19 protein-coding genes are annotated in these 22,408 nt (G+C 36.0%); 7 read left to right on the plus strand and 12 right to left on the minus strand.

Annotation, left to right across the window (positions count from 1 at the left end; all coding sequences use genetic code 11):
• Positions 1–90: 90 nt before the first annotated feature.
• Complete coding sequence (gene sfsA, locus KEM10_RS15145; protein ID WP_212216875.1) at positions 91–783, minus strand: DNA/RNA nuclease SfsA; 693 nt, start codon at positions 781–783, stop codon at positions 91–93.
• 456 nt (positions 784–1,239) lie between these two features.
• On the opposite strand from sfsA, the gene KEM10_RS15150 reads away from it, so the two are divergent.
• The gene (locus KEM10_RS15150; protein WP_212216876.1) at positions 1,240–4,509 is read left to right on the plus strand and encodes a T9SS type A sorting domain-containing protein; all 3,270 of its coding nucleotides are present in this window, start codon (positions 1,240–1,242) and stop codon (positions 4,507–4,509) included.
• A 71-nt stretch (positions 4,510–4,580) separates the two neighbouring features.
• On the opposite strand, the gene KEM10_RS15155 is transcribed toward KEM10_RS15150, so the two are convergent.
• The gene (locus KEM10_RS15155) at positions 4,581–5,018 is read right to left on the minus strand and encodes a nuclear transport factor 2 family protein (protein ID WP_212216877.1); all 438 of its coding nucleotides are present in this window, start codon (positions 5,016–5,018) and stop codon (positions 4,581–4,583) included.
• 473 nt (positions 5,019–5,491) lie between these two features.
• Between KEM10_RS15155 and KEM10_RS15160 the strand changes: the two genes are divergently transcribed.
• Positions 5,492–5,803, plus strand: coding sequence for a YkgJ family cysteine cluster protein (locus KEM10_RS15160; RefSeq protein ID WP_244825902.1), 312 nt, complete (start codon positions 5,492–5,494; stop codon positions 5,801–5,803).
• Here KEM10_RS15160 and KEM10_RS15165 read toward each other — a convergent pair.
• Positions 5,796–6,623 carry a nitroreductase family protein gene (locus tag KEM10_RS15165; protein WP_212216930.1) on the minus strand — a complete coding sequence of 276 codons (828 nt, stop codon included), beginning with the start codon at positions 6,621–6,623 and terminating at the stop codon, positions 5,796–5,798. The two genes, KEM10_RS15160 and KEM10_RS15165, sit on opposite strands and share 8 nt — an antisense overlap.
• Before the next feature lie 158 nt (positions 6,624–6,781).
• Between KEM10_RS15165 and KEM10_RS15170 the strand changes: the two genes are divergently transcribed.
• Together KEM10_RS15170 and KEM10_RS15175 are read left to right on the plus strand one after the other, a co-directional pair.
• Positions 6,782–7,516 (plus strand): lysophospholipid acyltransferase family protein, encoded by a 735-nt coding sequence (locus tag KEM10_RS15170; protein ID WP_212216878.1) that lies wholly within the window; start codon positions 6,782–6,784, stop codon positions 7,514–7,516.
• 127 nt (positions 7,517–7,643) lie between these two features.
• The gene (locus KEM10_RS15175; RefSeq protein WP_212216879.1) at positions 7,644–9,623 is read left to right on the plus strand and encodes an OmpA family protein; all 1,980 of its coding nucleotides are present in this window, start codon (positions 7,644–7,646) and stop codon (positions 9,621–9,623) included.
• A gap of 25 nt (positions 9,624–9,648) precedes the next feature.
• Here the strand turns inward: KEM10_RS15175 and KEM10_RS15180 are convergent, their stop codons facing one another.
• Positions 9,649–10,053: a response regulator gene (locus tag KEM10_RS15180; protein WP_212216880.1), complete on the minus strand. Its 405-nt coding sequence runs from the start codon at positions 10,051–10,053 to the stop codon at positions 9,649–9,651.
• Positions 10,054–10,393: 340 nt separating this feature from the next.
• Here KEM10_RS15180 and KEM10_RS15185 point away from each other — a divergent pair, with 340 nt between their 5' ends.
• Entirely contained in the window at positions 10,394–10,825 is a 432-nt protein-coding gene (locus tag KEM10_RS15185) for a hypothetical protein (RefSeq protein WP_212216881.1), read from the plus strand.
• A gap of 48 nt (positions 10,826–10,873) precedes the next feature.
• Here KEM10_RS15185 and KEM10_RS15190 read toward each other — a convergent pair whose 3' ends face one another.
• Positions 10,874–12,529: a diflavin oxidoreductase gene (locus KEM10_RS15190; RefSeq protein ID WP_212216882.1), complete on the minus strand. Its 1,656-nt coding sequence runs from the start codon at positions 12,527–12,529 to the stop codon at positions 10,874–10,876.
• 226 nt (positions 12,530–12,755) lie between these two features.
• Between KEM10_RS15190 and KEM10_RS15195 the strand changes: the two genes are divergently transcribed.
• Positions 12,756–14,054 carry a BNR repeat-containing protein gene (locus tag KEM10_RS15195; protein WP_212216883.1) on the plus strand — a complete coding sequence of 433 codons (1,299 nt, stop codon included), beginning with the start codon at positions 12,756–12,758 and terminating at the stop codon, positions 14,052–14,054.
• A 116-nt stretch (positions 14,055–14,170) separates the two neighbouring features.
• On the opposite strand, the gene KEM10_RS15200 is transcribed toward KEM10_RS15195, so the two are convergent.
• The 7 genes from KEM10_RS15200 to KEM10_RS15230 form a co-directional block, all read right to left on the minus strand.
• Complete coding sequence (locus tag KEM10_RS15200) at positions 14,171–15,352, minus strand: ABC transporter permease (protein ID WP_212216884.1); 1,182 nt, start codon at positions 15,350–15,352, stop codon at positions 14,171–14,173.
• Between the two features lie 17 nt (positions 15,353–15,369).
• Positions 15,370–16,554, minus strand: coding sequence for an ABC transporter permease (locus KEM10_RS15205; RefSeq protein WP_212216885.1), 1,185 nt, complete (start codon positions 16,552–16,554; stop codon positions 15,370–15,372).
• Positions 16,555–16,565: 11 nt separating this feature from the next.
• On the minus strand, positions 16,566–17,549 hold the full coding sequence (locus tag KEM10_RS15210) for an HlyD family secretion protein (RefSeq protein WP_212216886.1): 984 nt from the start codon (positions 17,547–17,549) through the stop codon (positions 16,566–16,568).
• Positions 17,550–17,711: 162 nt separating this feature from the next.
• On the minus strand, positions 17,712–19,094 hold the full coding sequence (locus KEM10_RS15215) for a TolC family protein (protein ID WP_212216887.1): 1,383 nt from the start codon (positions 19,092–19,094) through the stop codon (positions 17,712–17,714).
• 61 nt (positions 19,095–19,155) lie between these two features.
• Complete coding sequence (locus tag KEM10_RS15220; RefSeq protein ID WP_212216888.1) at positions 19,156–19,644, minus strand: hypothetical protein; 489 nt, start codon at positions 19,642–19,644, stop codon at positions 19,156–19,158.
• Between the two features lie 132 nt (positions 19,645–19,776).
• Positions 19,777–20,334, minus strand: coding sequence for a Crp/Fnr family transcriptional regulator (locus KEM10_RS15225; protein WP_212216889.1), 558 nt, complete (start codon positions 20,332–20,334; stop codon positions 19,777–19,779).
• A 28-nt stretch (positions 20,335–20,362) separates the two neighbouring features.
• Positions 20,363–20,830, minus strand: a complete 468-nt coding sequence (locus KEM10_RS15230; RefSeq protein ID WP_212216890.1) for a methylglyoxal synthase — start codon at positions 20,828–20,830, stop codon at positions 20,363–20,365.
• 204 nt (positions 20,831–21,034) lie between these two features.
• On the opposite strand from KEM10_RS15230, the gene KEM10_RS15235 reads away from it, so the two are divergent.
• Positions 21,035–22,408, plus strand: a complete 1,374-nt coding sequence (locus KEM10_RS15235; protein ID WP_212216891.1) for an ATP-binding cassette domain-containing protein — start codon at positions 21,035–21,037, stop codon at positions 22,406–22,408.

Genomic DNA, 22,408 nt, shown 5'->3' on the forward strand with positions numbered 1-22,408 from the left:
TATCTACCTGGAAATGAATGCTAAAATAATTTGGCTTTAGTATGTTGGTGTTGATGCTAGAACGTTATGATAGATGTGAAAGTATAATTGTTACAGTATAAAAGGTAGTTCTTTGTGTATCTTTATTTCGTGGGGCGATACTGTAACCTGTAAGGGTATAACCTCTACACCGCTCTTATAGGCTTTTCGTAATGCACGTGCATATGTAGGATCAATATCTTCTGCCGGACCAAAAGTGTCAACGTCCATTCGTTGAATGATGTACACCATTACAGCTCTAATTCCTTCCTTTTTTAGTTGAATTAATTCGTCCAAATGTTTTTTGCCACGTGTTGTAACGGCATCCGGGAATAAAGCCATGTTCTGTTCTTTCATCGTTACATTCTTAACCTCAATAAAGCAAGTTTCGTTGTTGCTCTGCGCCATAATATCAATGCGACTATTACCAACTTTTACTTCTCTTTGAACATGTTCATATCCTTGTAACTGTGGTATCTCATTATTTTTAATTGCTTCGTAAGCAATACGGTTTGGATGCATGGTGTTAATGCCAACCCACCGGCCGTTTAATTTAATCATCTCCCAGGTGTAACGTGTTTTTCTTTTTGGATCTTTAGCGGGTGATAGGTAAACTTCGGCATTTTCTTCCAAACAGGTTTTCATCGAACCACTATTGGTGCAATGGGCAATAACTATTTCTCCGTTGTCAAGTTGTATGTCAGACAGGAATCGTTTATACCTTTTTACTAATCTACCATGAATAAGAGGTGTGTCAAATATCATTTTTCGTTAGTTATTTCTTAGTGTGTGTACATCACTAAATTAATCAAAGCCACATTCTATTTTAACAGATATTGTATGATATAAATGATTAAGTGTTTATGTTGGTTCAGATCAACACCTGTTTTTTAATAGTAAGAAATTCAGTATTTATATTTATTGATTAAATGTATCTGTTTGAGTAGTTATTCTCTATTTCAGTTTGATAGGTTGGTGGTTTTTTTAATTGCATTTGTTTAAAATAGTCTTTATTCGTCATTATGGACTAATCTTCGTCGAAATAATTACAAAAATTACACTGCACTTTTGTTTAGTTTGTATACAAGAATTAACATTTATCTGTTCATCGTGTTTAACTGGTAAATGAGTTTTATGATTTGCCTTGAAAAGTGTTGTTTTAGGTAATTTCATTTGGAAAGGGGATCAACACAAAGATTATTAACTTTATTTTAATTGTATATGAAAATATCTCGACTTTATTTGATTCTTATGGGGCTGTTTGCTTTTGTGGCAAATGGCTATTCTCAAGAACAAGGAGATAATGTAAGTTACGGCGGTGCAACTTATGTGCTGACCAGTGACAATTTAATTTCAAATCCTGGATTTGAAGAAGGTTATACAGGCTGGACTGATGCAACTTCGTCGGCTGCAGAATTATCATCTAGTTATTTTTCACTTATTCAATCAGGAGGAATTGATGATTCGCAATACCTGGTTGGAACTACAAACCAAGGTTCTTCATCAGCCGGCTCTATCGGCACAGGATGGAGTATTGAGGCAGGTAAGACATACTATTTGTCTTACCATGTGAAGTATCTGGATGCAGCAGCAACGGCTGGATCAGAAGATTATCTTCGAATAAGTCTTACCAACGATAAAACAAGTGCTGAAGAACCATTAATTCTGATTGGTTCAACTTCAGTTAACGGAGGTGGAGCATGGACACAGAATGCGGTTTGTTTCACAAATACATCTTATTCATATGTTGTTGCTCGTTTTAGGTGGTTAAGCAATCGGTTTGGATTTGATAATTTTGCATTGCATGAGGCAAGTGAAGTAGCCGATAATACAGCTTTACAAGCTCTAATAGAGGAAGCTCAGCAATTATATGACGAAACAGCAGAAGGCGCTACGGAACTTATGGCGGCAATTACCACTGCTCAGAATTTTCTGGATAGTTCATCAGCTGCTGAAATAAGGCAGGCAGAGGAAGATTTAAAAGGTGCAATCTATGATTACATGCTATTAAATGCTACTACTGATAATCCGTTAGATATGACCAGCAACATTACCAACCAAAGTTTTGAAGATAACTTTGAAGGGTGGAACAATAATGGTATGCAAACACAAACCAATTCTGTTTTTACCGGAAAAGAAGGTGGTATATACATTGAAAAATGGGTAAACAGAGGATCTAATGTTCCAAATGTAGATGTTAGCCAGCAATTAACAGGTCTGCCTAACGGAGCATATGTTTTAACAGTAGCTACGGGTAATATTCAGCAAGTAGCATCCGGAAGTACAGAAAATAACTCTTCTACACCTCAAACGGGTGTATACATATATGCTGGTGATAATCAAACAGCGGTTGATACCTTGAAAGATCGTTCAGTTAGTTTCGCTGTTTTTGACGGTGAAGTAGAAGTTGGATATAAAGCTGAAAATGCAACCGGTAACTGGGTAACTTGTGATAATTTCAGATTATTTTATCTAGGTTTTGATGTTGACGTAAGCAAGGAATATTTGGCTTCTAAAATTGATGTAGCAAAAACGCTTGCAGAGGGTAAGTTACAAGATGTTGTGAGAGCTGATCTTACAACTGCCATAAATGCTGCCGAACAAGAGTATGCTGATGAAGCAGCCACAGAAGAATCGTTGGCGGGTGTAATCACTCAAATAGAAAATGCAATTAAAGAAGCTGAAGTATCTCAAGCTGCATATACTGAACTTCAAAACGCAATTGATGAAGCAACAGAACTTCTGGGAGATGGTCTTGGTAACGATGCTGCATCGTTATCCGATGCTATTGATATTGCCAATGCTTCTGCAATAGATTATACTCTTACATTGGAAGAGATTAATAATGCAACTTTAGAATTAGAAAAGGCCATTTTTGTTTATCGTTTAGCAAATGCTTCAGGTACAGCCCCAACAGTAACAACCAATACTAATTATGCACGTGGATCAACCATGATTTTTGGAAGAAGTACAATTTCCGGTGTTATTATTGGATCGTTGCAAGAGCATGGATTTTGCTGGAGTACCAGTCCTGAGCCAACTATATTGGATAACCGTAGTACAAAATACTATTCTAATTCAGGATATGTATATGCAATAGAAAATTTACTGCCTTCAACAGAGTATTATATTCGCGCATATGCTTTAACTGCCGGTTATGATGTAGGATACGGTGATGTGATTAAGGTAATTACTTTACCTAAAGGAACAGTGAGTTATACTATACAGGATAATGTTACCGGTGATGATCGTGTACGAATTGGTGCAGCTATGGAATCAGCTGTTAACTATTTTAATAATCTTACAAGTATTAAAGGTCTATGGTTAAACGTTAATTTTGGTTCGGGAACGCCTACTGCAGAAGCTTCATATGGTGGTTACATGCGATTTGGTCCAAATGCGTCTTATCAGCAAACCGGAACAGCTCTTCACGAAATGGGACATACCATTGGTGTGGGTACCCATAGTATGTGGTATGGTCCTTCATCGCCACTAAGAGAAACCGGATCAAGAGGTCTATGGCTTGGTGATCGTACCAAGAAATTAATGGAATTTATTGATAATGATCCGAATGCTTATTTAACAGGCGATAATACACACATGTGGCCTTACGGTGTTAATGGTGCTAATGAGGATACTGGTAATGAATTTCTGTATATGGCAAATGCATTAATTCATCAGGCACTTGGTGAAGATGGATTACCACCAACAAGTGGATTTGCAACTCCAGCCTATAGTTTTGAAATAGCTGATGATACCAAATACTATATCAAAAGTGAAGAGGAACAAACAGGTTTATTAACATCATTTATTGTGCCTAGTGCTACAGGTGTTTTGATGAATAGAACTATGACTCCGGAAGAGGCATTGGCTAATGATAGTGCTGCGTGGCAGATAGATTTTAATCCTGCTAACTCTTATTATACCATTAAAAATGTGGGAACAGGAAGATACTTCACTTATGTGTCGACCGGACTCAATGGAATTAGAACTGTTTCAAGAGAAACACCAAGCAGTTCAGAGTACTTCCATGTGATGAAAGGGCGTGTTGATGTTGACCTTGAACCAATGACTAAAAGAGGTTATTGGATTATTCATCCTGAGTCTAAAAGTTCACCAACCTGTTTTTATGCAAGTTCTACAGCCACTACTTTAACAAGTAGTTTTAATATTGCAAACTCTTCAACACGACAAAGGTGGTTGCTTTTAACTGATAATGAAGTAGGGCAGATTGAATTGCCAACTTCAATTGATGCACCTGAGGATGTAAAAGATGCTTCAAGTATTAAAGTGTATAGTAATAACATGCAAGTAACTGTTGATAATATTACAGCAGTATCGGATATAACATTCTATAATTTATCAGGTATGGCGGTGGCCACAGTTAAAAATGTTGTTTCAACATACTCTCATACACTTCCTAAAGGAGTTTATCTGGTAAAGGTTAAGTCAGTATCGGAGCAGGTAGTTAAGAAAGTAATTGTACAATAAGGATTGATTCTGAATAAAAGTTAAGCCAGGTTATTTATTTAACCTGGCTTTTTTATTAATCAATGGTTCTGTTATTCTTTTACTGTTGAGTGAAGAAAATCGATTTTCCATTCTCCATCAACCTTCTTAAATGTTGCACTTTCAATCCAGTCATAATTATCCTCAATGGTATCATTTAGTATCATATCCATATGATTGATGTAATACAGATTACCAATTTTATCATCTATACTTATTTTTAGAGGTGACAACGAAAAAGTGGCTGAATAGGGAGGTAAAGAATTTAGGAAATTATAAAGACTGTCGTTATTCCAGATCTTGCCATCTTCGAATAGGACAAAATCTTCTGATGTTACAGCATTCATTTTATCCAAATCTTTGTTTTTAATCCCATCAAAATAGCTGATTAATACCTTTTCTAACACTTCAGGATTATCCAATTTTTTTTCACTTTGGCAGCTTAAAAGCATAGCAGTACCAATGACTAATAGAAGATTTCTTGCTTTCATGACGATTTACCTTTTTATGGTTAATTAATGAGAAATATCTATGGCTATTATTAGAATTTATCCAGTCAACAAGCATATGAATTAAGTGATTTGTTCATCTTGTTTAGTTAGGCAGTTTATCGATCATAAACAACATCAGATAGTATAGGCATCTAAAATCATATTTACTGCATATGATTTGAATGAGGATCTTTTTTGCTAATATTATCACTATTCAATTAATTAGTGACAGTATCACCAAGTTAGGGTAATAAAATAATACATTCAAGTACTATTCAACCCCAAAAGAAGTGCTATTTGTGTGCAAAATGCTCAATACTACCTTATAAGTAATATAATATCCATGGAGCAGATTTTGAGTTAGTCAATTATCACTTTCATTACATAAATGAGGATTGTTAATGAATAGGTAGAGCCTACATGATAAAAAAAAGGAGAGAAATATTCATTAGAAGAGCAGAAAGCATGTATTAATGTATTTATTTTGCAATGTGTTTAATCGTTTTTTGATTCAAATGGAGTGCAGAAATAATTGTGGGGCCTGTTGTATTGTGCCGAGTATATCATCACCTATTCCTGGTATGCCGGAGGGGAAACCAGCCGGGGTGCGTTGTGTAAATCTCCGCGAAGATTTCTCCTGTGCTGTTTTTGGACAACCGGAAAGACCTGCTGTATGTGGAGGTTTTGCGCCAGAGAAAGTCATTTGTGGCGATAAACAAGAAGATGCCTTTCAAACCCTTGCCGATCTGGAAGGTATTGAAGTAAATGTAAATGATTTTAGATAATGTTCACCTCAGGATCTTTTCGGTCTATTCTGTTGATGTATTTGTTTTTAGGATAGCCCATTAAGATAGCGCCATATATGGTGTGATCTTCAGGTATATTAATTATCTGCTTTAACTTTTTATTTCTTTTGGCTGCATTTATAATATATCCATTAGCACAGGTTGCTAAATCTAATGTTTGAGCGTATAACATTGCCATTCCAAGCCATATGTTAGCATCGCATTCAGGCATATTTGTTGGCGATTTTTTGGCATGTATCATTACAAGGGCAGGAGCATTATAGCAAATCATATTCTCATCCATGGCTGCTTTACGAAGAAACTTTGATTTGGAGGTTTTCATTTCTTTATAAGTTGATTTGCCTAAGAATGAATTAATAAGATGTTTGGTTAAGGGATTAATAATTTGAAAGGTTTTGGTTAAGGTTTGAATGGTAATGTCATTCACGGCTTTAAGAGCCTTTTTATCTTTAACAATAGTGAATGATAGTGGCTGTGTATTACTGGCCGTTGGACTGAAACGCATTCGGTGAATAAATTCCTCGAGAAGTTCGGTTTTAACATCTTCATCCTTAAATATCCTTACACTTCTTCTTTGTTGAAGTAAAAGCTCGAAATCGAATGGCTGAACTCCATTTTGAAAATAGGGTCCGATTATTTCCACATCCGTTTCTTCGTTTCTAACCTCGCAAACAGATAGGCATTGGTAGCACTTGATGCAATAATCTCCTTCTGTGTTATTATCAATATCAAGAGTTTGTGTAGGGCATACTTTTTCGCACTTTTTGCAGGAAGTACAATTTTCGGGAATGATGTTCATTGTGTTTTTATTAATTCATCACAAAAATAGTGGAGTTGATTAAAAAATACTAACTAACTTTTTAATAGAATGAAATTGTTGTGGCCAAATTTTTATTTTTGTTCATCGTTTTAAGTTAAATGTTGTTCCGATAATTTGAATCTTATCCTGTTAAACAAATGAAAAAAATTGGCTATTGGCTTTATCAACCTTATAAGTTTTTAGTTTTTATACCTTTATTTCTTGTTTTTAGTATTGTCTTTTCGTTGTTTGCAGCAGGATTCTCTATTATAGTAAATCCCAAAGTGGGGAGTTTTTGGGGGGCCACATGGGCTCGCTTTACTGGCTGTATTACCCCAATGTTCGTAAAAGTTAAAGGGCGGGAGAATATTAATAAGAAACAATCTTATGTGATTGTAGCCAATCATCAAAGCGGGTACGATATTTTTACTTTATATGGTTGGATAGGTATTGATTTCAGATGGATTATGAAGAAGGAGCTGAGGAAAGCACCTGCAATAGGATACGCAAGTTATAAAGTAGGACATATATTTCTTGACCGTTCATCACCCAGAGCAGCTATTGAGTCAATTAATGAAGCCAAGCAAAAGTTAATTAATGGTACTTCAGTAGTAATTTTTCCCGAAGGAACACGCAGTGGATCTAATACAATGGGAAGTTTTAAAAAGGGAGCTTTTAAAATAGCATTTGAGCTTGAGCTACCTATTTTACCTGTTACTCTCGTTAATACGCATAAAATCTACCGTAAAGGATTTCAACTTTTACCGGGTACTGTAGAAATGCATATACATCAGCCTATTAATACAGTTGAGTATATGAATAAGCAAGATGAACTTCGTGAAAAAACAAGAAATATTATAGCTTCATCGTTACCTCTGGAAGAAAACAGCTAACAGTTGTGTATTAGTGCTATGGTTTAAGAGTATAAGTTTATACAAGTGCTATTCTTTTATTAACTTTGATTAGATGTAACAGATTTTAAACTGCAGATTGTTGTAGTTACATTTTAAGTTTCGTTGAATGAAAAAGAGTATACTTTACCTGATACTGAGTTTTGTATTTATTTCCTTTACACAAGCTCAATCAGGTAAAAAAGGTAAGTGGAGTTCACATACAAAATCAAAAAAGGCAGTGACTTTATATACTTTGGCTGAGGATGTATATGCAAAAGATGATTTGGAAGCCGCTATTGGCTTTTTAGACAAAGCCATTGCAAAAGATGATAATTTTATAGAAGCCTATCTTTTAAAAGCAGATATCTATTTTCGAACCTCGCGTCATGAAAACGAAATTGAGTGCATTAAGAAAGCACTGGAGGTTGACAGTATGTATTTTGTTCCCTCATATTACAATATGGGCGTTGCACATTTTAATATTGGGGAGTACAACGCTGTTAAAGGATGGATGAACCGATATATTGAAAAAGTTAAAAGTGAAAAGTCGAAAGATAAGGCCCAGGTTTATATCAAAAAGGCAGAATTCGCAGCCAAGGCGGTGTCAGATCCGGTTGAGATAACTCCGGTTAGCATGGGTGAAAGGGTGAATAGTATATATGATGAGTATTGGCCCAGTATTAGTGCCGATGGTCAGAAGTTGGTATATACCGTTTTAGTGCCCAGAGATACCTTAGCCTTTAAGAATAGAGATTTGCAGAAGAATTCCCTGAACTTTAGAGAAGACTTCTATACTTCGGAATATGTTGATAGTGTATGGACTATTCGTGATGCTGTTTCATCGATCAATACCGATGGTAATGAAGGAGCTCAAACACTCAGTGCCGATGGGAATTGGATGTTCTTTGCCGCTTGTAGTCGTAAGGATAGTAAAGGAAGCTGTGACCTGTATTTTTCAAAAAGAACGAAGGATGGATGGTCTACTCCGGTTAATTTGGGTTCACCCGTGAATACACCTTATTGGGAGTCACAGCCAAGTTTTTCTGCCGATGGACAAACCTTGTATTTTGTAAGTAGTAAACCAGGTGGTATAGGTAAAAAAGATATCTGGAAAGCATCACTTATGGGATTTAAAAAGGATGGTACTCCCTATTTTGGAGATGTACAGAATTTGGGTGACAAGGTAAATACTACAGCCGACGAAAGTTCGCCTTTTATTCATCATGATAATAACACTTTGTATTTTTCATCAGAAGGATGGCCGGGCATGGGTAAGATGGATCTGTTCCTAACTCGTCAGGATGAAGATGGCGAATGGTCTGATCCGGTTAATTTAGGGTATCCTTTAAATACAGAAGGAGATGAGACTGGGTTAGTGATCAATGCCAAAGGTGATGTTGGATACTTTTCATCAGATGGTGTTATGGATGGATATCAAAGTAAAGATTTATATCAGTTTGTAATGCCAAAGCGTATACGTCCCATTCCTTCGGCATACGTAAAGGGAAGGGTGTTTGATAAGGAGTCGAAGGAACAATTAAAGGCATTGTTGAAAGTTACCGATTTATCGAAAGGGAAAGTAGCTGTTCTGTCAGAATCAACAGACTATTCCGGAGAATTTCTTTTTTGCCTGCCATTGGGCAAAGAATATGGATTAAATGTTGAGAAAGAAGGGTATTTGTTTTATTCGAGTTATTTTGATGTTAACAATATTAGTACAGTTGACAATCCTCAAAAACTTGATATTTATTTGAGTCGTATAAAATCTGGTGAAAAAATAGTTTTACGAAATGTCTTTTTCGAAACCGATTCTTATGTGTTAAAAGAAGAGTCACATACCGAATTGGATAATGTGGTTCGATTACTTAAACTGAATGACAACGTTAATGCAGAGATTGGTGGACATACCGATAATGTAGGAACATTGAGTTACAACAATGATTTAGCCCAAAAAAGAGCAAAGCAGGTGTACAATTATTTAATTAACAATGGAATTGATCCTGCTCGACTGAGCTATAAAGGTTATGGCTATTCTCAGCCTATTGATACTAATGATACAGAAGAGGGAAGGGCTAATAATCGTAGAACAGAGGTAAAGGTGTTATAATAAAAAAGCTGCCCTAAGGCAGCTTTTATTTATTTAAATATTTAGATAGCGTATCCATTAATATCTGGAGTCGAATGGGTTTGGCCAGGTAATCATCGCAGCCGGCTTCCAAACATTTTTCTCGCTCTCCTGACATAACATGTGCTGTTTGGGCAATTACCGGTATTTCAGAATTAATTAATTTAATCTCACGGGTAGCCGTATAGCCATCCATAATAGGTAATTGAAGATCCATTAATACTAAATCTATCTTATTCTCCTGAAATAGGGTAATGGCTTCTTTACCATCTTTGGCCCATAAAATTTTTGCATTGGTTTTACGAAGAGCAGCATCGAAAAAGATTTTGTTTGTATCAACATCTTCAACAACTAAAATAACTTTGTCTCCCCAGTCTTGAACCAACGAATTGTTTAATGCATCCGTACTCATAATGATTTCGGAATTTTTGAGTTTAGAATTCTAAATTATGGTTTGTTTGTTTATTTTCCAAACATGTTTCTTAAAAAGAATCAGGGAGTAAATCTAGTAATTAATTTTCAAATACGGGTTATTCAAAGCATAGTAAAAATATTTCTTGGTTTGCACCATGGCATAGTGTATGACAAAAAAAAGTATGATAAAATGTATAAATGGATTATGTTTTGGTTATAGCTATTTCATTTAATTCAAATAGTAGGTTTTATAAAATAAATTCTAACATAATTAAGAATAATCCATTGCCATTATTAATTGCATTTCTTAAATTACATAAGATTTAAATGAAAGCACTATGAAAAAAATTGTAATCTTAGCTTTGCTCGTATTTGGAGCAATTAGTATTTCTAATGCACAGGAAGTAGGTATACGTTTTGGTGATGTTACCGGGGGTAATGTTGCTATTGACGGAGTATTTTCGTTAGGTGAATTTACACGTGTTCATGCCGATGTTTCATTTGGTGATGGTTTAGGTATTGATGCCCTATGGGATTTCTTGTATCGACCTTTGGGCGGAGAAGCATTTAATTGGTATGTAGGTGCCGGACCTTACACGTTTATTGGAAGTGATTTTAAATTAGGTGCAGTTGGTGAAGTGGGACTAGAATATCACTTTAATGGTGCACCTCTGGCGATAGGAGCAGATTGGCGACCTTACCTGGAAATAATTGACAATACTAATTTTGGAGCCAATTCCTTTGGACTCAATGTCAGATTTTGCTTCTAATACACTATAAACGATATATTAAAAACGGGTAACTTTAGTTACCCGTTTTTAATATAAATCTTCGTGAAGAATTCCATTTTCTTGCATACGTACAATTTCTTGATTGGATGCCTGTTTAGAAATACCTTTCTGATTCATAATAATGTTCGATAGAGCATCGCGAACATCGTGTCCCATATGTGTATGTCCGCATAAATAAATATGAGCTCCATTCATTATCCATTCATAAATTTCAGCTTGTTTTTCCATTACTATATTCTGAACATACCTTTTTTCTTCTTGATCTCTGGAAAAACTAGTGTCAAGATGATATAGGTATCCATCATCTTTGAATTGTTTCAATTCTTCTTCATAAATAAAGTCTTCATTTTGTTTTTTGTCTCCCCAAATTAGCCAGGTTCGATCCTTAATGTTTTCAACCATTCTATCCTGAAGAAATCCTCTGTAAGGAGCAATTCCGGTTCCCACACCAATTAGGATAACAGGGGTATCTTTGTTTTCTGGTAAATGGAATGTGGGACTTGGGATAAAACGAAAATTAATATTGGTGCCTACTTTTAAATATTCGTTTAAGTATGTTGAAGCAGCTCCTTCGTACTGTCTTTCGCGGGCAGCAAATCGAATAGTTTTAATGGTTAAATGTATTTCATCAGGAAAAGCTTTATAGCCGGATGCAATGGAGTAATATCTTGAATTCAGTGGAGCAAGAGTCTTAACAAACGATTCTCCATCAATGCTGGATGGATAATCTGTAATTAAATCAAGTACATCCTTATCGGCAATGTATTTATTTAATTCATCCTGATTGTTAATTAGCTCTAATAGATTGGGCTGTGATGTGGTTGTTTGATAATTTCGAACAACTTTTCTTGTTAGTTTGGTAAGTTCGTAATGATATTTTAGCAGGTCGAAAAGTGCTTTGCCACCACCATTAATGGGTTGTAGTGCATCAGCTTTTAGTACATTCAAAACTTCTGTTACTAACTTATCTGGGTTTTCCGGGATAACCTCAATGCAATCACCACTTTCGTATTTAATATTACTATCCGAATTATCTAAAACAATATGATACGTTGCAGTTGAATTCTCACCCTTAGTAATAATCTCTCGTTTGGTGAGTGTTGCCTCATCCAAATCAGGTAACTCGAGCTTAATGGTGGGTGTTTGATTTTGCGATTTTTCTTTTGAACCTTCACTTAAAAATAAAAATACTTTTTCTATCCAGTTCAGTGCGTCATCCTTAAAATCCACATCACAATCAATGCGAGGAATGACAGATTGAGCTCCTAATGAATTTAACTTAGTTTCTATCAATTTACCGGCACCACAAAAATATTCATAGCTGGAATCACCCAAAGCTAAAATCGAATAGTTAAGGTGTGGTATCTGAGGAAAGTCCTTATGATTTAAATAGCCATAGAATTTGCGGCTATTGGGTGGTAATTCACCTTCTCCATCTGTACTCATTACAATCAACAATAAGTTCTCTGATAAAATACGATTGATATCGTATTTCGAGATGTTAAAACATTCAGAGTCTATGTTATAATCTTGAAGTGTTTTATGTAGTTGTTGTGCAACTATTTGAGCATTACCTGTTTTGGTTCCATATACAATGGTGGCCGATGGGCAATTATATTTCTTTTGAATATCGAGTTGTAATGGTTTGGGTTCTCTCTTAAATATTGATGTTAAAAATCCCATTTTGTAAGGCTTCTTGTGTGTGCTTGTTTATTAAATAACTGCTTTAAAACGCAGATGTTTAAATTTAGTTTAAAAATATGTTTTAAATGCCTGAATAGCCGATGTATAAAAATACTTTTCAGGAATAAATATTGGCACTAAAATCTGATTTCTGGCAATAACCTTCGTTTTTATTACATTTTGCTTTCATCATATTTTCTATTTTTGATTAAAAATTAGTTGACAGATGAGAAAATTTATAAGTTTCGCACTACTTGTTTTATGTATTAGTTCCTATTTATCAGCTCAGAATATGATCAATGTAGCTGATGCCTGGGCTAATAATTCAGTAAATGCAGTTGTGTTCAGGCAAAATTCATTGGTAACTATGGCTGACACCCAGTTTATAGCGTTTTATAATCCAGAAGGTAAACTTACATTGGGTAAACGTCACATTAAATCAAAACAGTTTGAAGTCCAGGTTACTCAATACACGGGCAATGTAAAAGATGCTCATAACTGTATAAGCATTATGGTTGATGGTGAAGGTTATTTACATGTTGCATGGGATCATCACGGTCATCCCTTAAGATATGCTAAGAGTACCCAACCTTATGGATTAGAGTTAGGGCCTAAAATATCAATGGCAGGTGTTAAGGAGGATAACGTAACCTATCCTCAATTCTTTAAAATGCCTGATGGAAACCTTGTGTTTATGTATCGCGATGGAATGTCGGGAAGAGGAAATCTGGTTCTTCAGAAATATGATATTCAAAGTAAAAGTTGGAGTGTATTGCACGATAACCTTATTGACGGGGAAGGACAAAGAAATGCTTATTGGCAAGCTTGCATCGACTCTAAAGGTACTATTCATGTATCGTGGGTTTGGCGCGAGACCTGGGATGTTTCATCGAACCATGATTTATGCTACGCTCGTTCCACAGATGGAGGAGAAACCTGGGAAAAGACCAGTGGAGAAAAATATAATTTACCAATTAATGCTTCAACAGCAGAGTATGCTTGCCGAATACCTCAAAAAAGCGAGTTGATCAATCAAACATCAATGGTGGCTGATGCTAAAGGACAGCCTTACATTGCTTCATACTGGAGAGAGCAGGGTTCAGATGTTCCGCAGTTTCATTTGGTAAGTTTTCAAAATGGTGAATGGATGCATAAAAACCTTGGATTTCGTTCGACACCATTCTCTTTAAGTGGAGGAGGAACCAAACGAATTCCTATTTCTCGTCCGCAGATAGTAGCAAAATCAAAAGGGAAGAAAACCAAAGCTTATGTAATTTTCAGAGATGAAGAGCGAGATTCTAAGGTTTCGATGGCGAAAGTAACCTTAGGCAAGAAATCAAAAGTGGAGGTTTCTGATATTACAGATTTTGGGGTTGGATTATGGGAGCCATCGTTCGATACTGAATTGTGGAAAGAAAAAGGAAAGCTACACTTATTTGTGCAAAAAGTAGATCAGGTAGATGGCGAAGGAGTAGCTAAAGCTAAGCCTACTATGGTTAAAGTATTAGAGGTGAAGGGGCTTTAGTTTATTGGATATGAGTTTTTAGCTTATAGTTTTAATTTCGATTTTTTATCAATATAAAAAAGGCTGAATCAACGTTCTGATTCAGCCTTTTAAGTAACTATCAAATTATTCAACCATCATTGCTTTTTTGTTGATAACTGCCAAAAGCGCAGGCCACTTCCTGTAAAAAATACAACAGTAAGCGCCCATAGAGCAGTTATGTGATTTTGGACTTCGGAGAGATTGGCTCCAAAAATCTGAATTTTCATAATTCCCTGAATTCCTTGTGTGCTTGGTAAAAGCTGCGAAAGCCACTTGAAGAAAGGAGGGAATGCTTCTACAGGCCAACTTATTCCGCTCAAAAACAAAAAGATGAAGGAACTAAACAGAAAAAGCATCATCGATTGCACTCTGAAGTAAAAATAGGTTGATAACCACATGGCCAGGAAAATGGATGCTAACACCATCGGTGTCATTAATATCAATACATCTGACGGATTACCGTGAATAGGAAATTCAAACCATTTAAATGTCAGAACAAACAGGTAGTAAGTTACCAACATGAAAATGATAAAATAGCTCAATGCTCGTCCCAGAAACCAATTGTCCCAACCACGTTCTTTTATTTCCTGCGAGATAATGTATTTACCGCCGTTGTTTTCGCGGTGTGTTCCACCAATCATTCCTATTCCAATCAAAAGTAACTGTTGTATAACCAATACCATAATGGGTGGCATCAGGTAAGTTCCGTATCCGCCAGTTGCATTAAACAAAGGTTTTGATACCAGGTTAACAGGACTGATTTGTGCCATCAACTGCGATTTGGGAGTTCCTTTCATTAGTAGTTTTTTGGCTTGTACGCCCGCCCCAAATGTCAGACCTGTTTTTGTTGCAGCTGTTAGCACTGTTTTATAGTGCATAATGTAACTGCCGTCGCAATATACACCCAAATGTGCCTGTTCTCCTTTTAAAACTTGTTTCTCAAAATCATTGTCAATGGTTATGATTCCGTAGATTTTCTTATTCAGAAAAAGCTGTTCAGCCTGCTGAAAGTCGTTAATTTTTTCAGTAACGGATATATCCGATGAAGCATCAAGCATAGTAACCAGTTTTCGGCTGGTTTGAGTATTATCATCATCAATAACAGCTACCGGTAGTGCGTCAATTGCCTCTTTCTGATACACAAAAGCATATAAGGCAGGATATAAAAGTGTTGCAACAAAAAAGATAAGTACAACACCCGAATCCTTCACAATATTGAGTAACTCTTGTGAGGCAAAGTATATGATCTGTTTTAATTTATCTAAAATTGAATTCATAGTACTGATCTTTATATCTACAAACGACCGTAGAATTTTGAATCACTCATTACTTCCTTCATTCTGCGTATGGAAACCAATGGCAGAATAATAAAGCCACACATAATCCCCAATCTTGCCAGACCGGATATGGCAGGTGCACCATAAAATGCCTGGTTTAGAAAAAGCTCCAGGTAATGGGTGAATGGAAACATGTGCGTTAGTGATTGAGCTATATCGGGCATTCCTGAAACAGGAAAAGTGAGACCTGAAAAACTAAAAGCCAAGGCACCAAATATGGCTGAAATACTAATAGAGAAACGCATATTTCTCGACCACGCAACCAGGGTGAAAGAGATACCAAAATAAGCTAATATCATAACTATCTGACCTGCTTCAACAATTAATCTGCTTCCGTTCATTGGTACATTCAGATAGTCGTATAGAACGCTATTGTAAGTAAATCCAACAATTGTGAAAATGGCTACGTAAGGAGTCATTTTACCGATAATTGCCTTTATAATGCTATTATCTGCATAAGTCAGCCATTCTTTACCTGTTCCGTTTCGTAGTTCTCTTCCGATTACAAAACCGCCAACCATCAAAACAAATATTTGAAGTAATGCCGGTAATATTCCCGAAACCAGAAAGTATAGGTAATTAACAGTTGAGTTAAACATTACCTGTGAATCGATAATTATAGGTTGGGCTTTTTTCAGTGCAGCATCGTAGCTATCACCCTTCATCATATTGCGTTTAATGTTGATACCTGCTCCCATAGTGGCCGTTACTTTATTAACCGCTTTGCTGACTGTTCCTGCAGGAATCAGCAACTCGTTATTATATAACATAACCACATCAGCCTGTTCGCTTTTCATAACCGATCGTTCAAAATCATCGGGGATAGCTACTACTCCATATACAATACCTTGCTTTAACGCAGATTCAGCCGACTTCAAATCTGTATATTTACGCACCAGTTTAAGTTCGGATGTTGCATCCAACATATTTACCAGTTTTGATGAGGTAGCGCTGTTATCTGTATCGATAATGGCAACAGGTAAATTCTCTGGTTGCTGAGCCTTAAAAAACCAGGTAAAGAAGATGAGTGCGAGAAGTGGGAAATAAACCAAACACATACGGAGAGTGCGGTTTTCTAGTATTTCGTGCCACTCGCGAAGTATCAGCCCTTTAATTCCTTGATATTGTTCTTTATTCAACAAGGTAAATTCTTTTATTGAAACAATTCTGAATTAACAATCACACTCATTCCCGGCAATAAACCGTCGATATTTTTAACCGGTTTCATGCGCACCTCAAAGGTTTTTAAATCGTAATCTCCTACTGATTTTGTTGCTGTATTGGTGGCAAAACTTCCCAATGAATTGATGAAAGTAACTTCAACCATCACATCATTCATACCTAAAGCTGGAATAGTAACCGGAAATTGTGATCCTTGCTTCACTTTGGGTAACCAGTCTTCGCGTATGTTAAAAGTCACCCATGCATCACTTAAATCGGTGATAGTAACCACTGGTAAGCCCGGTGTTACTAATTCACCTTCGTTAGGGATTACGGTTGAAATTTGTCCATTTATGCCTGCAATAACCTCGGTTTCTTTAATGTACGATTCTACTTCGGTAACAGCACCGTCGGCCTGATTTACTAATGCTGCAGCTGCAGATTTATCTTCGGTACGAGCTCCGTTTTTAGCCATCACATATTGCGATTCAGCTGCTTTGGCTGTGAGCTGAGCTGCTTTCATTTGTGTTTCCACTTCATCGCGTTTTTGAGCTGGTACTACACCTTCTTCGTATAAGGTTTGTATGCGCTCAAAGGTTTTCTCCATCAGGTCTGAAGCTGCTTTGGCTTTCTCCCAAACGCTTTTAGCAGCTTGGATTTGTTCGTCACGAGCTCCTTTTTGGGCTTTGTTACTTTGGGCTGTTGCAGCTGCTTTAGCTGCTTCGGCTTGCATCAATTTAGCATACACCTCAGGACTGTCAATAATCATCAGTGTATCACCTTTTTTTACTTGTTGACCTTCTTCCACATCAAGACGTGATACACGACCCACAATTTTGGTCGCTACACTTACTTGTTTGGCATCTACTTCGCCTCGAATTAAAACCGGATCGGGACTAACAAAAAACCATCCACAGATTGTTATTAAGAGTAGTGCAGCTAGTATGATTAGCAGGCTATAGGCTTTTTTATTCATGATACTTTAATCTTTTGGTGTCAATAAAAGAGAGGGACATGTACCATCTTTGATTGACGTTATGTATTTTACTTTTTATTTCAGTTATAAGTCGGTAGTCAGTAGTTTCTTCGACAAGCTCAGAATACCAATTTCAACGTTTTAATTTTGCCTTTTGACTTGTTATCGGTATTGTTCAAATGTGTTGCTGGCTCCGCAATATTGAAGCATTGATGCTAAAGCTACATCGTAAGCGTATGCGGCTTGCAGTTTTGCAATTCGTACTTTCTCCATATTTAGTTGAGCATCCACTACATCGGTTGAAGTTGCCAATCCGTTGCTAAATGCTTTCTGACGAGCATCAAGATATTCAGCAGCAAAAGCTTCGGTTGTTGTTAACGATTCATATTCATCGAATGCTTTCTCCATGGTTTGATACAACTTTTGAACCACCATTTTAATGTCGTCAGATGCTTTATCGTAATAATTATCAACCTGCAGAGCCTGACTCTTGGCGGCTTTTATTTTGTTACTTCGATCAAAACCATCGAATAGAGTGAATGAAACTCCAACTCCAACAAACCATTGAGGAGCCATTTCTGTAAGCTGGTAATCCAATAGGTTGGCACCTCCCATTAAAGCTACATCGGGTAGGTATTTCGATCGCTCTACTTTAAGTTTTTCATTTACCAGATTCTTTTTAGCATCAATCTGTCCTAATAAAGGACTGTTTTGTAAAGCCATTGATTGATAATGATCTAGAGGCTGTATGTTCTGCGGAATGAAAAGCTCATCCATCGGAACTATTACCTGATCAGTACCTAAAGTGTTTTGAAGTCCTTTTTGAGTCATTTCTAAATCTTTGGCCGAAGACCTGTATTCGCGCGATGCATTGGCATACGCCACTTCAGCATGAAGACGTTCAACATGGGCTATTTGACCTTGCTCTTCCATCTTTTTTGCATTGTTCAGGTGATTTTCAATGTTGTTTAAAGCTTCGCTTCGAATATCCATCACTTTGTTGGTTAATTGTAAACCAAAATATCGTGTCACCAATTCAGTAATCTGTTGGTTAGTCACTTCTCTCAGGTTCTCCGACGCTTCAAATACTTTAGCTTCTGCTGCTCGATGGGCTGCGTTAATTTTACCACCTGTGTAAATAGGCATCGAGAAGGTTCCCATTAATACGCCCAGTTGTTGCTCCTGTATGGTCAGTCCCATGCTGTTTGGCATACTAATAGAAGGAAGGGATCCTGGAGGTAGCATTCCTCCTAAACCTTGAAGTAACTCTCCCAATGGTTCGGTTATACCAGATAGATCGGCATGCATCTCTATGTCATCATCCATGATGGCATAAGTACCCGTAATACCAATGTGAGGCATACGATGCGAATTAGTAGCTTTTTTCTCGTGCTCGGTAGCTTCTTTCTGGTATGATGCAACTTGTATAGATTTACTGTTGCTGATTAAATATTGCAGTGATTCGTTAAAACCAAAATACAATGTATCAGCAGATGTTGCTTCCTGTTGCGCAAGTACATTTACTCCGAGCAATGGGAGTAGCATTAAGATAACGTATTTGTTCATATTATAATTCATGTATTTTCATTGTATTTTTTTATTCAAATTAAAGGGCGGTTTGGTTAATCGGGTTGGTTAGAATGATATGAGATTGAATATGGTTTTCTTTACCTTTTAGTAGTTCTATTTTTTCAGAAACAATGTAAGCCAGTTGATTGCTTCCGAAAAACTTATATTTGATTCGTTTGCGAAGACTACAATTTATTTCCAACTCAAGAATGCGTTGAATTGAATAAGCTGCATCTTCAGGAACCGATGAATTATATTTTATAAAATGAAGAATGAATTGTTGGTGAAACCGTTTTTGAAACGATTTCAATTCTTTTGAGAAGAGGATGTTATCAACTTTCTTATCATGTAAATAAATTACACTTACCATTGGAAGTTTTAATAGTAACTTCTTTTTTATTTCGTTGAAATGAATATGTAATCCGCTCTCATCAACAACGAAAATGTAATGCACACGGGGATGAAGGATCGTTTTAATTACCCTTTTAAATGTGGATTTAAGTGCATTTGTTGATGTTGATTTCATTGTATCCCGTTTGTTGGATACAAAGAACTTTAGAAAAAAAGGGATATTTTTTGACCTAAATCAAAAAGTGAGATTCACCTCTAAAATATGAACGGCGGAGTTGGATTTAATGAATAAGACTATTGTAAAGATTTATTTAGTGCGGATACGACTCAACGTTTCTTGCGTAATACCAAGATAAGAGGCAACATGACCCAGAGAAACATGGAGTAATATGTCAGGATATTTTTCCATCATTGAATTATACCTGTCCTGAGCCGACTGAAACTGGATAAGATAATACTTATCGCTAAGTTGCTTAATGAATTTGGCCATTTCTAATTCGTATAAATGTGCCATTCGTGGGATGCGTTCCAGCATTAGCAATAAATCGGAATATTTAAAAGAAGTAAGTTGAAGATCCTCTTCGGCTTGCAAGCCATATTTTGTTGGGGCGTTAAAATATACCGCATCAACAGGCAGTGTGAAAGAGTTATCTTTCAGAAAGAAATAGGTAATGTCTTTCCCGTTTTTTTCGTAAAAATTACGGGCGTAACCTTTGTGTATATAATGTATTTTTTGCGATTTGGTGTGAGGAGCTCTTATGATATCACCCTTGTGATAGAACTCCTTTTGTGTATGGGAATTAATAAAAAGCACATCTTCATCAGTTAAAGAAATATGTGACTTAATATAATTGACTAATTCCATTGTTGATAATAGATTAGGTTTTAATGAATCACTTATTTAATCGATTAATATAGGATGAATAATCTATGATGGCTGGTTTGTAATCTTTATGGAATAGTTCACTGGAGATAATAAAATCAGCGGTTGATCTGTTAGTTGCAGTAACCACATTGTAAAGAGCACAAATTCTTAACAGGGCTTTTACATCAACATCATGAGGCTGTGGTTGCATTGGATCCCATAGGAAAATAAAGATGTCTACTTTTCCTTCAGCTATTAACGCACCCAACTGTTGATCTCCACCTAATGGGCCTGATTTAAACCGTGTAATTGATGGAGGTATAAGGTTATTGTCTTCACACTTTTTATCCATCACTTCTTTAACCATAGAGCCAGTGGTTCCGGTACAAACCAAATTATGCTGAAATAATTCCTTCCAGTTGTATTCAACCCAGTCGATGAGGTCACTTTTTCTATTATCGTGAGCCACCAGGGCAATTGTTTTCTTTTTTCTCATTTAGTATTATTTAAAATTTTGATTTTAATGATTTCAAATGTAATAAAACACTTGAAGTATTCGCTGCCTGTTAGGAACTATTACAATCATTTTACATCATTTATAATAATTGCAAAGTTATAGTAGGGGGTAAAGTGATTAAATTATGACTTTGAGTGGATTTTAGTTGTTACTTTTGAATGATTTCATTCTAAAATAGTAAAAATGCCATTTCCAATATCTATACATTCTCATTTGTTGGGCGAAGTTATTGTTGATGAAAATCAATATATCGTTATACATACCAAAGATACGCAGTTGATTAGTGATTTTCTATTGTGGATTGAAGGAGCAAAAAGATTTGAAAATGATCAGGTGATTTATCAAGGGGAAGCAGGTAAAAGTTCAAGTCTGTATAAGTTGAAGAAACACCTTAAGGTACTTCGGTTTCAATTAAAAAGTAAGCTTGTGGGCGACTATTATCAGCAAAGGTACCACGCCACTGAAAATGATGATTTATTGTCGTTGGCTGAATTCTTAGGAGAAATTTCAGATGTATATCTGATATCGTTAATGCATAAGTTTGGCTTAGATAAACTGATGGATGAAAAGATAAATATGCTCTCGACGGGAGAGTTTAAAAAAGCACTGGCTATAAAGGCTGCTTGTGAGAATACTAAATTACTAATAGTTGAAGAACCAGGTATAGGTGTGGATTCAGGGAGTAGAGAGCATCTGCATGAATTATTCAGACATTTGGCTCAACATGGAAAATCAGTAATTGTTTGTACAAGTACATCTAAATGGTCATTTAAATCAGATCAATTGATCGAACGCAATAGTTTACCGGAAACACCAAATACAAATTCAATTAATCATATCCATATTCCAGAACCTTCAGCTATAGCGGATTATACTAATGTTTTTGAGTTAAAGGATATAGTAGTGACATATAATAATAGAAATGTACTTGATGAGGTAAATTGGGCGGTTAAGAAGAATGATAAATGGGCCTTGTCGGGTAAAAACGGAGCTGGAAAATCCACTTTGTTAAGTGTTATCTATGCCGATAATCCGCAATCGTATAGTAACGAAGTTTATTCTTTTGGCAACAGAAGAGGTGCCGGGCAAAGTATATGGGATGTAAAAGAGCGTATAGGATTTTATTCTTCTGAATTACATCGTTATACTAATAAAAGGCAAATGGTAGAAGATGTTATACGTTCATTGGCAATTCAAAATCCATATAAGAAAAGACCTTTAAGTGAAGAGGAATTAAAATTTAGAGATCAACTTCTAAGTTATTTTGGTATAGAAAAGTGTTTAAATGAGATGTTTTATGAGCTAAGTGTTGTGCGTCAGAAATTAGTTATATTATGTGGTGTGCTGGTGAAAAATGCTCCTCTTCTTATTTTGGATGAACCTTTTCAGGGATTTAGTGATGAACTGGTGTTAAAAGCACAATTATTAATAGAAAAATATACATCAAACCGTACTTTTATAATGGTTAGCCATGATAGGAGTTATCCTAAAAGTATTAACAGATGTTTTCATTTAGAGAATGGAGTAGGGAAAGAAATTTGCCTGCAAGAAAAATAA

Origin of the sequence: Carboxylicivirga linearis (assembly GCF_018271995.1) — a bacterium.
In the GTDB taxonomy this organism is placed as follows: domain Bacteria; phylum Bacteroidota; class Bacteroidia; order Bacteroidales; family Marinilabiliaceae; genus Carboxylicivirga; species Carboxylicivirga linearis.

Bases quoted from the DNA above. Each gene is read 5' to 3' on its own strand.
- KEM10_RS15165 (WP_212216930.1), bottom strand. From the start codon at position 6,623: ATGAACATCATTCCCGAAAATTGTACTTCCTGCAAAAAGTGCGAAAAA.
- KEM10_RS15235 (WP_212216891.1), top strand. From the start codon at position 21,035: ATGCCATTTCCAATATCTATACATTCTCATTTGTTGGGCGAAGTTATT.
- KEM10_RS15220 (WP_212216888.1), bottom strand. From the start codon at position 19,644: ATGAAATCAACATCAACAAATGCACTTAAATCCACATTTAAAAGGGTA.
- KEM10_RS15190 (WP_212216882.1), bottom strand. From the start codon at position 12,529: ATGGGATTTTTAACATCAATATTTAAGAGAGAACCCAAACCATTACAA.
- KEM10_RS15170 (WP_212216878.1), top strand. From the start codon at position 6,782: ATGAAAAAAATTGGCTATTGGCTTTATCAACCTTATAAGTTTTTAGTT.
- KEM10_RS15210 (WP_212216886.1), bottom strand. From the start codon at position 17,549: ATGAATAAAAAAGCCTATAGCCTGCTAATCATACTAGCTGCACTACTC.
- KEM10_RS15180 (WP_212216880.1), bottom strand. From the start codon at position 10,053: ATGAGTACGGATGCATTAAACAATTCGTTGGTTCAAGACTGGGGAGAC.
- KEM10_RS15155 (WP_212216877.1), bottom strand. From the start codon at position 5,018: ATGAAAGCAAGAAATCTTCTATTAGTCATTGGTACTGCTATGCTTTTA.
- KEM10_RS15150 (WP_212216876.1), top strand. From the start codon at position 1,240: ATGAAAATATCTCGACTTTATTTGATTCTTATGGGGCTGTTTGCTTTT.
- KEM10_RS15200 (WP_212216884.1), bottom strand. From the start codon at position 15,352: ATGAATTCAATTTTAGATAAATTAAAACAGATCATATACTTTGCCTCA.
- KEM10_RS15230 (WP_212216890.1), bottom strand. From the start codon at position 20,830: ATGAGAAAAAAGAAAACAATTGCCCTGGTGGCTCACGATAATAGAAAA.
- KEM10_RS15195 (WP_212216883.1), top strand. From the start codon at position 12,756: ATGAGAAAATTTATAAGTTTCGCACTACTTGTTTTATGTATTAGTTCC.
- KEM10_RS15185 (WP_212216881.1), top strand. From the start codon at position 10,394: ATGAAAAAAATTGTAATCTTAGCTTTGCTCGTATTTGGAGCAATTAGT.
- sfsA (WP_212216875.1), bottom strand. From the start codon at position 783: ATGATATTTGACACACCTCTTATTCATGGTAGATTAGTAAAAAGGTAT.
- KEM10_RS15215 (WP_212216887.1), bottom strand. From the start codon at position 19,094: ATGCTACTCCCATTGCTCGGAGTAAATGTACTTGCGCAACAGGAAGCA.
- KEM10_RS15175 (WP_212216879.1), top strand. From the start codon at position 7,644: ATGAAAAAGAGTATACTTTACCTGATACTGAGTTTTGTATTTATTTCC.
- KEM10_RS15160 (WP_244825902.1), top strand. From the start codon at position 5,492: ATGTATTTATTTTGCAATGTGTTTAATCGTTTTTTGATTCAAATGGAG.
- KEM10_RS15225 (WP_212216889.1), bottom strand. From the start codon at position 20,334: ATGGAATTAGTCAATTATATTAAGTCACATATTTCTTTAACTGATGAA.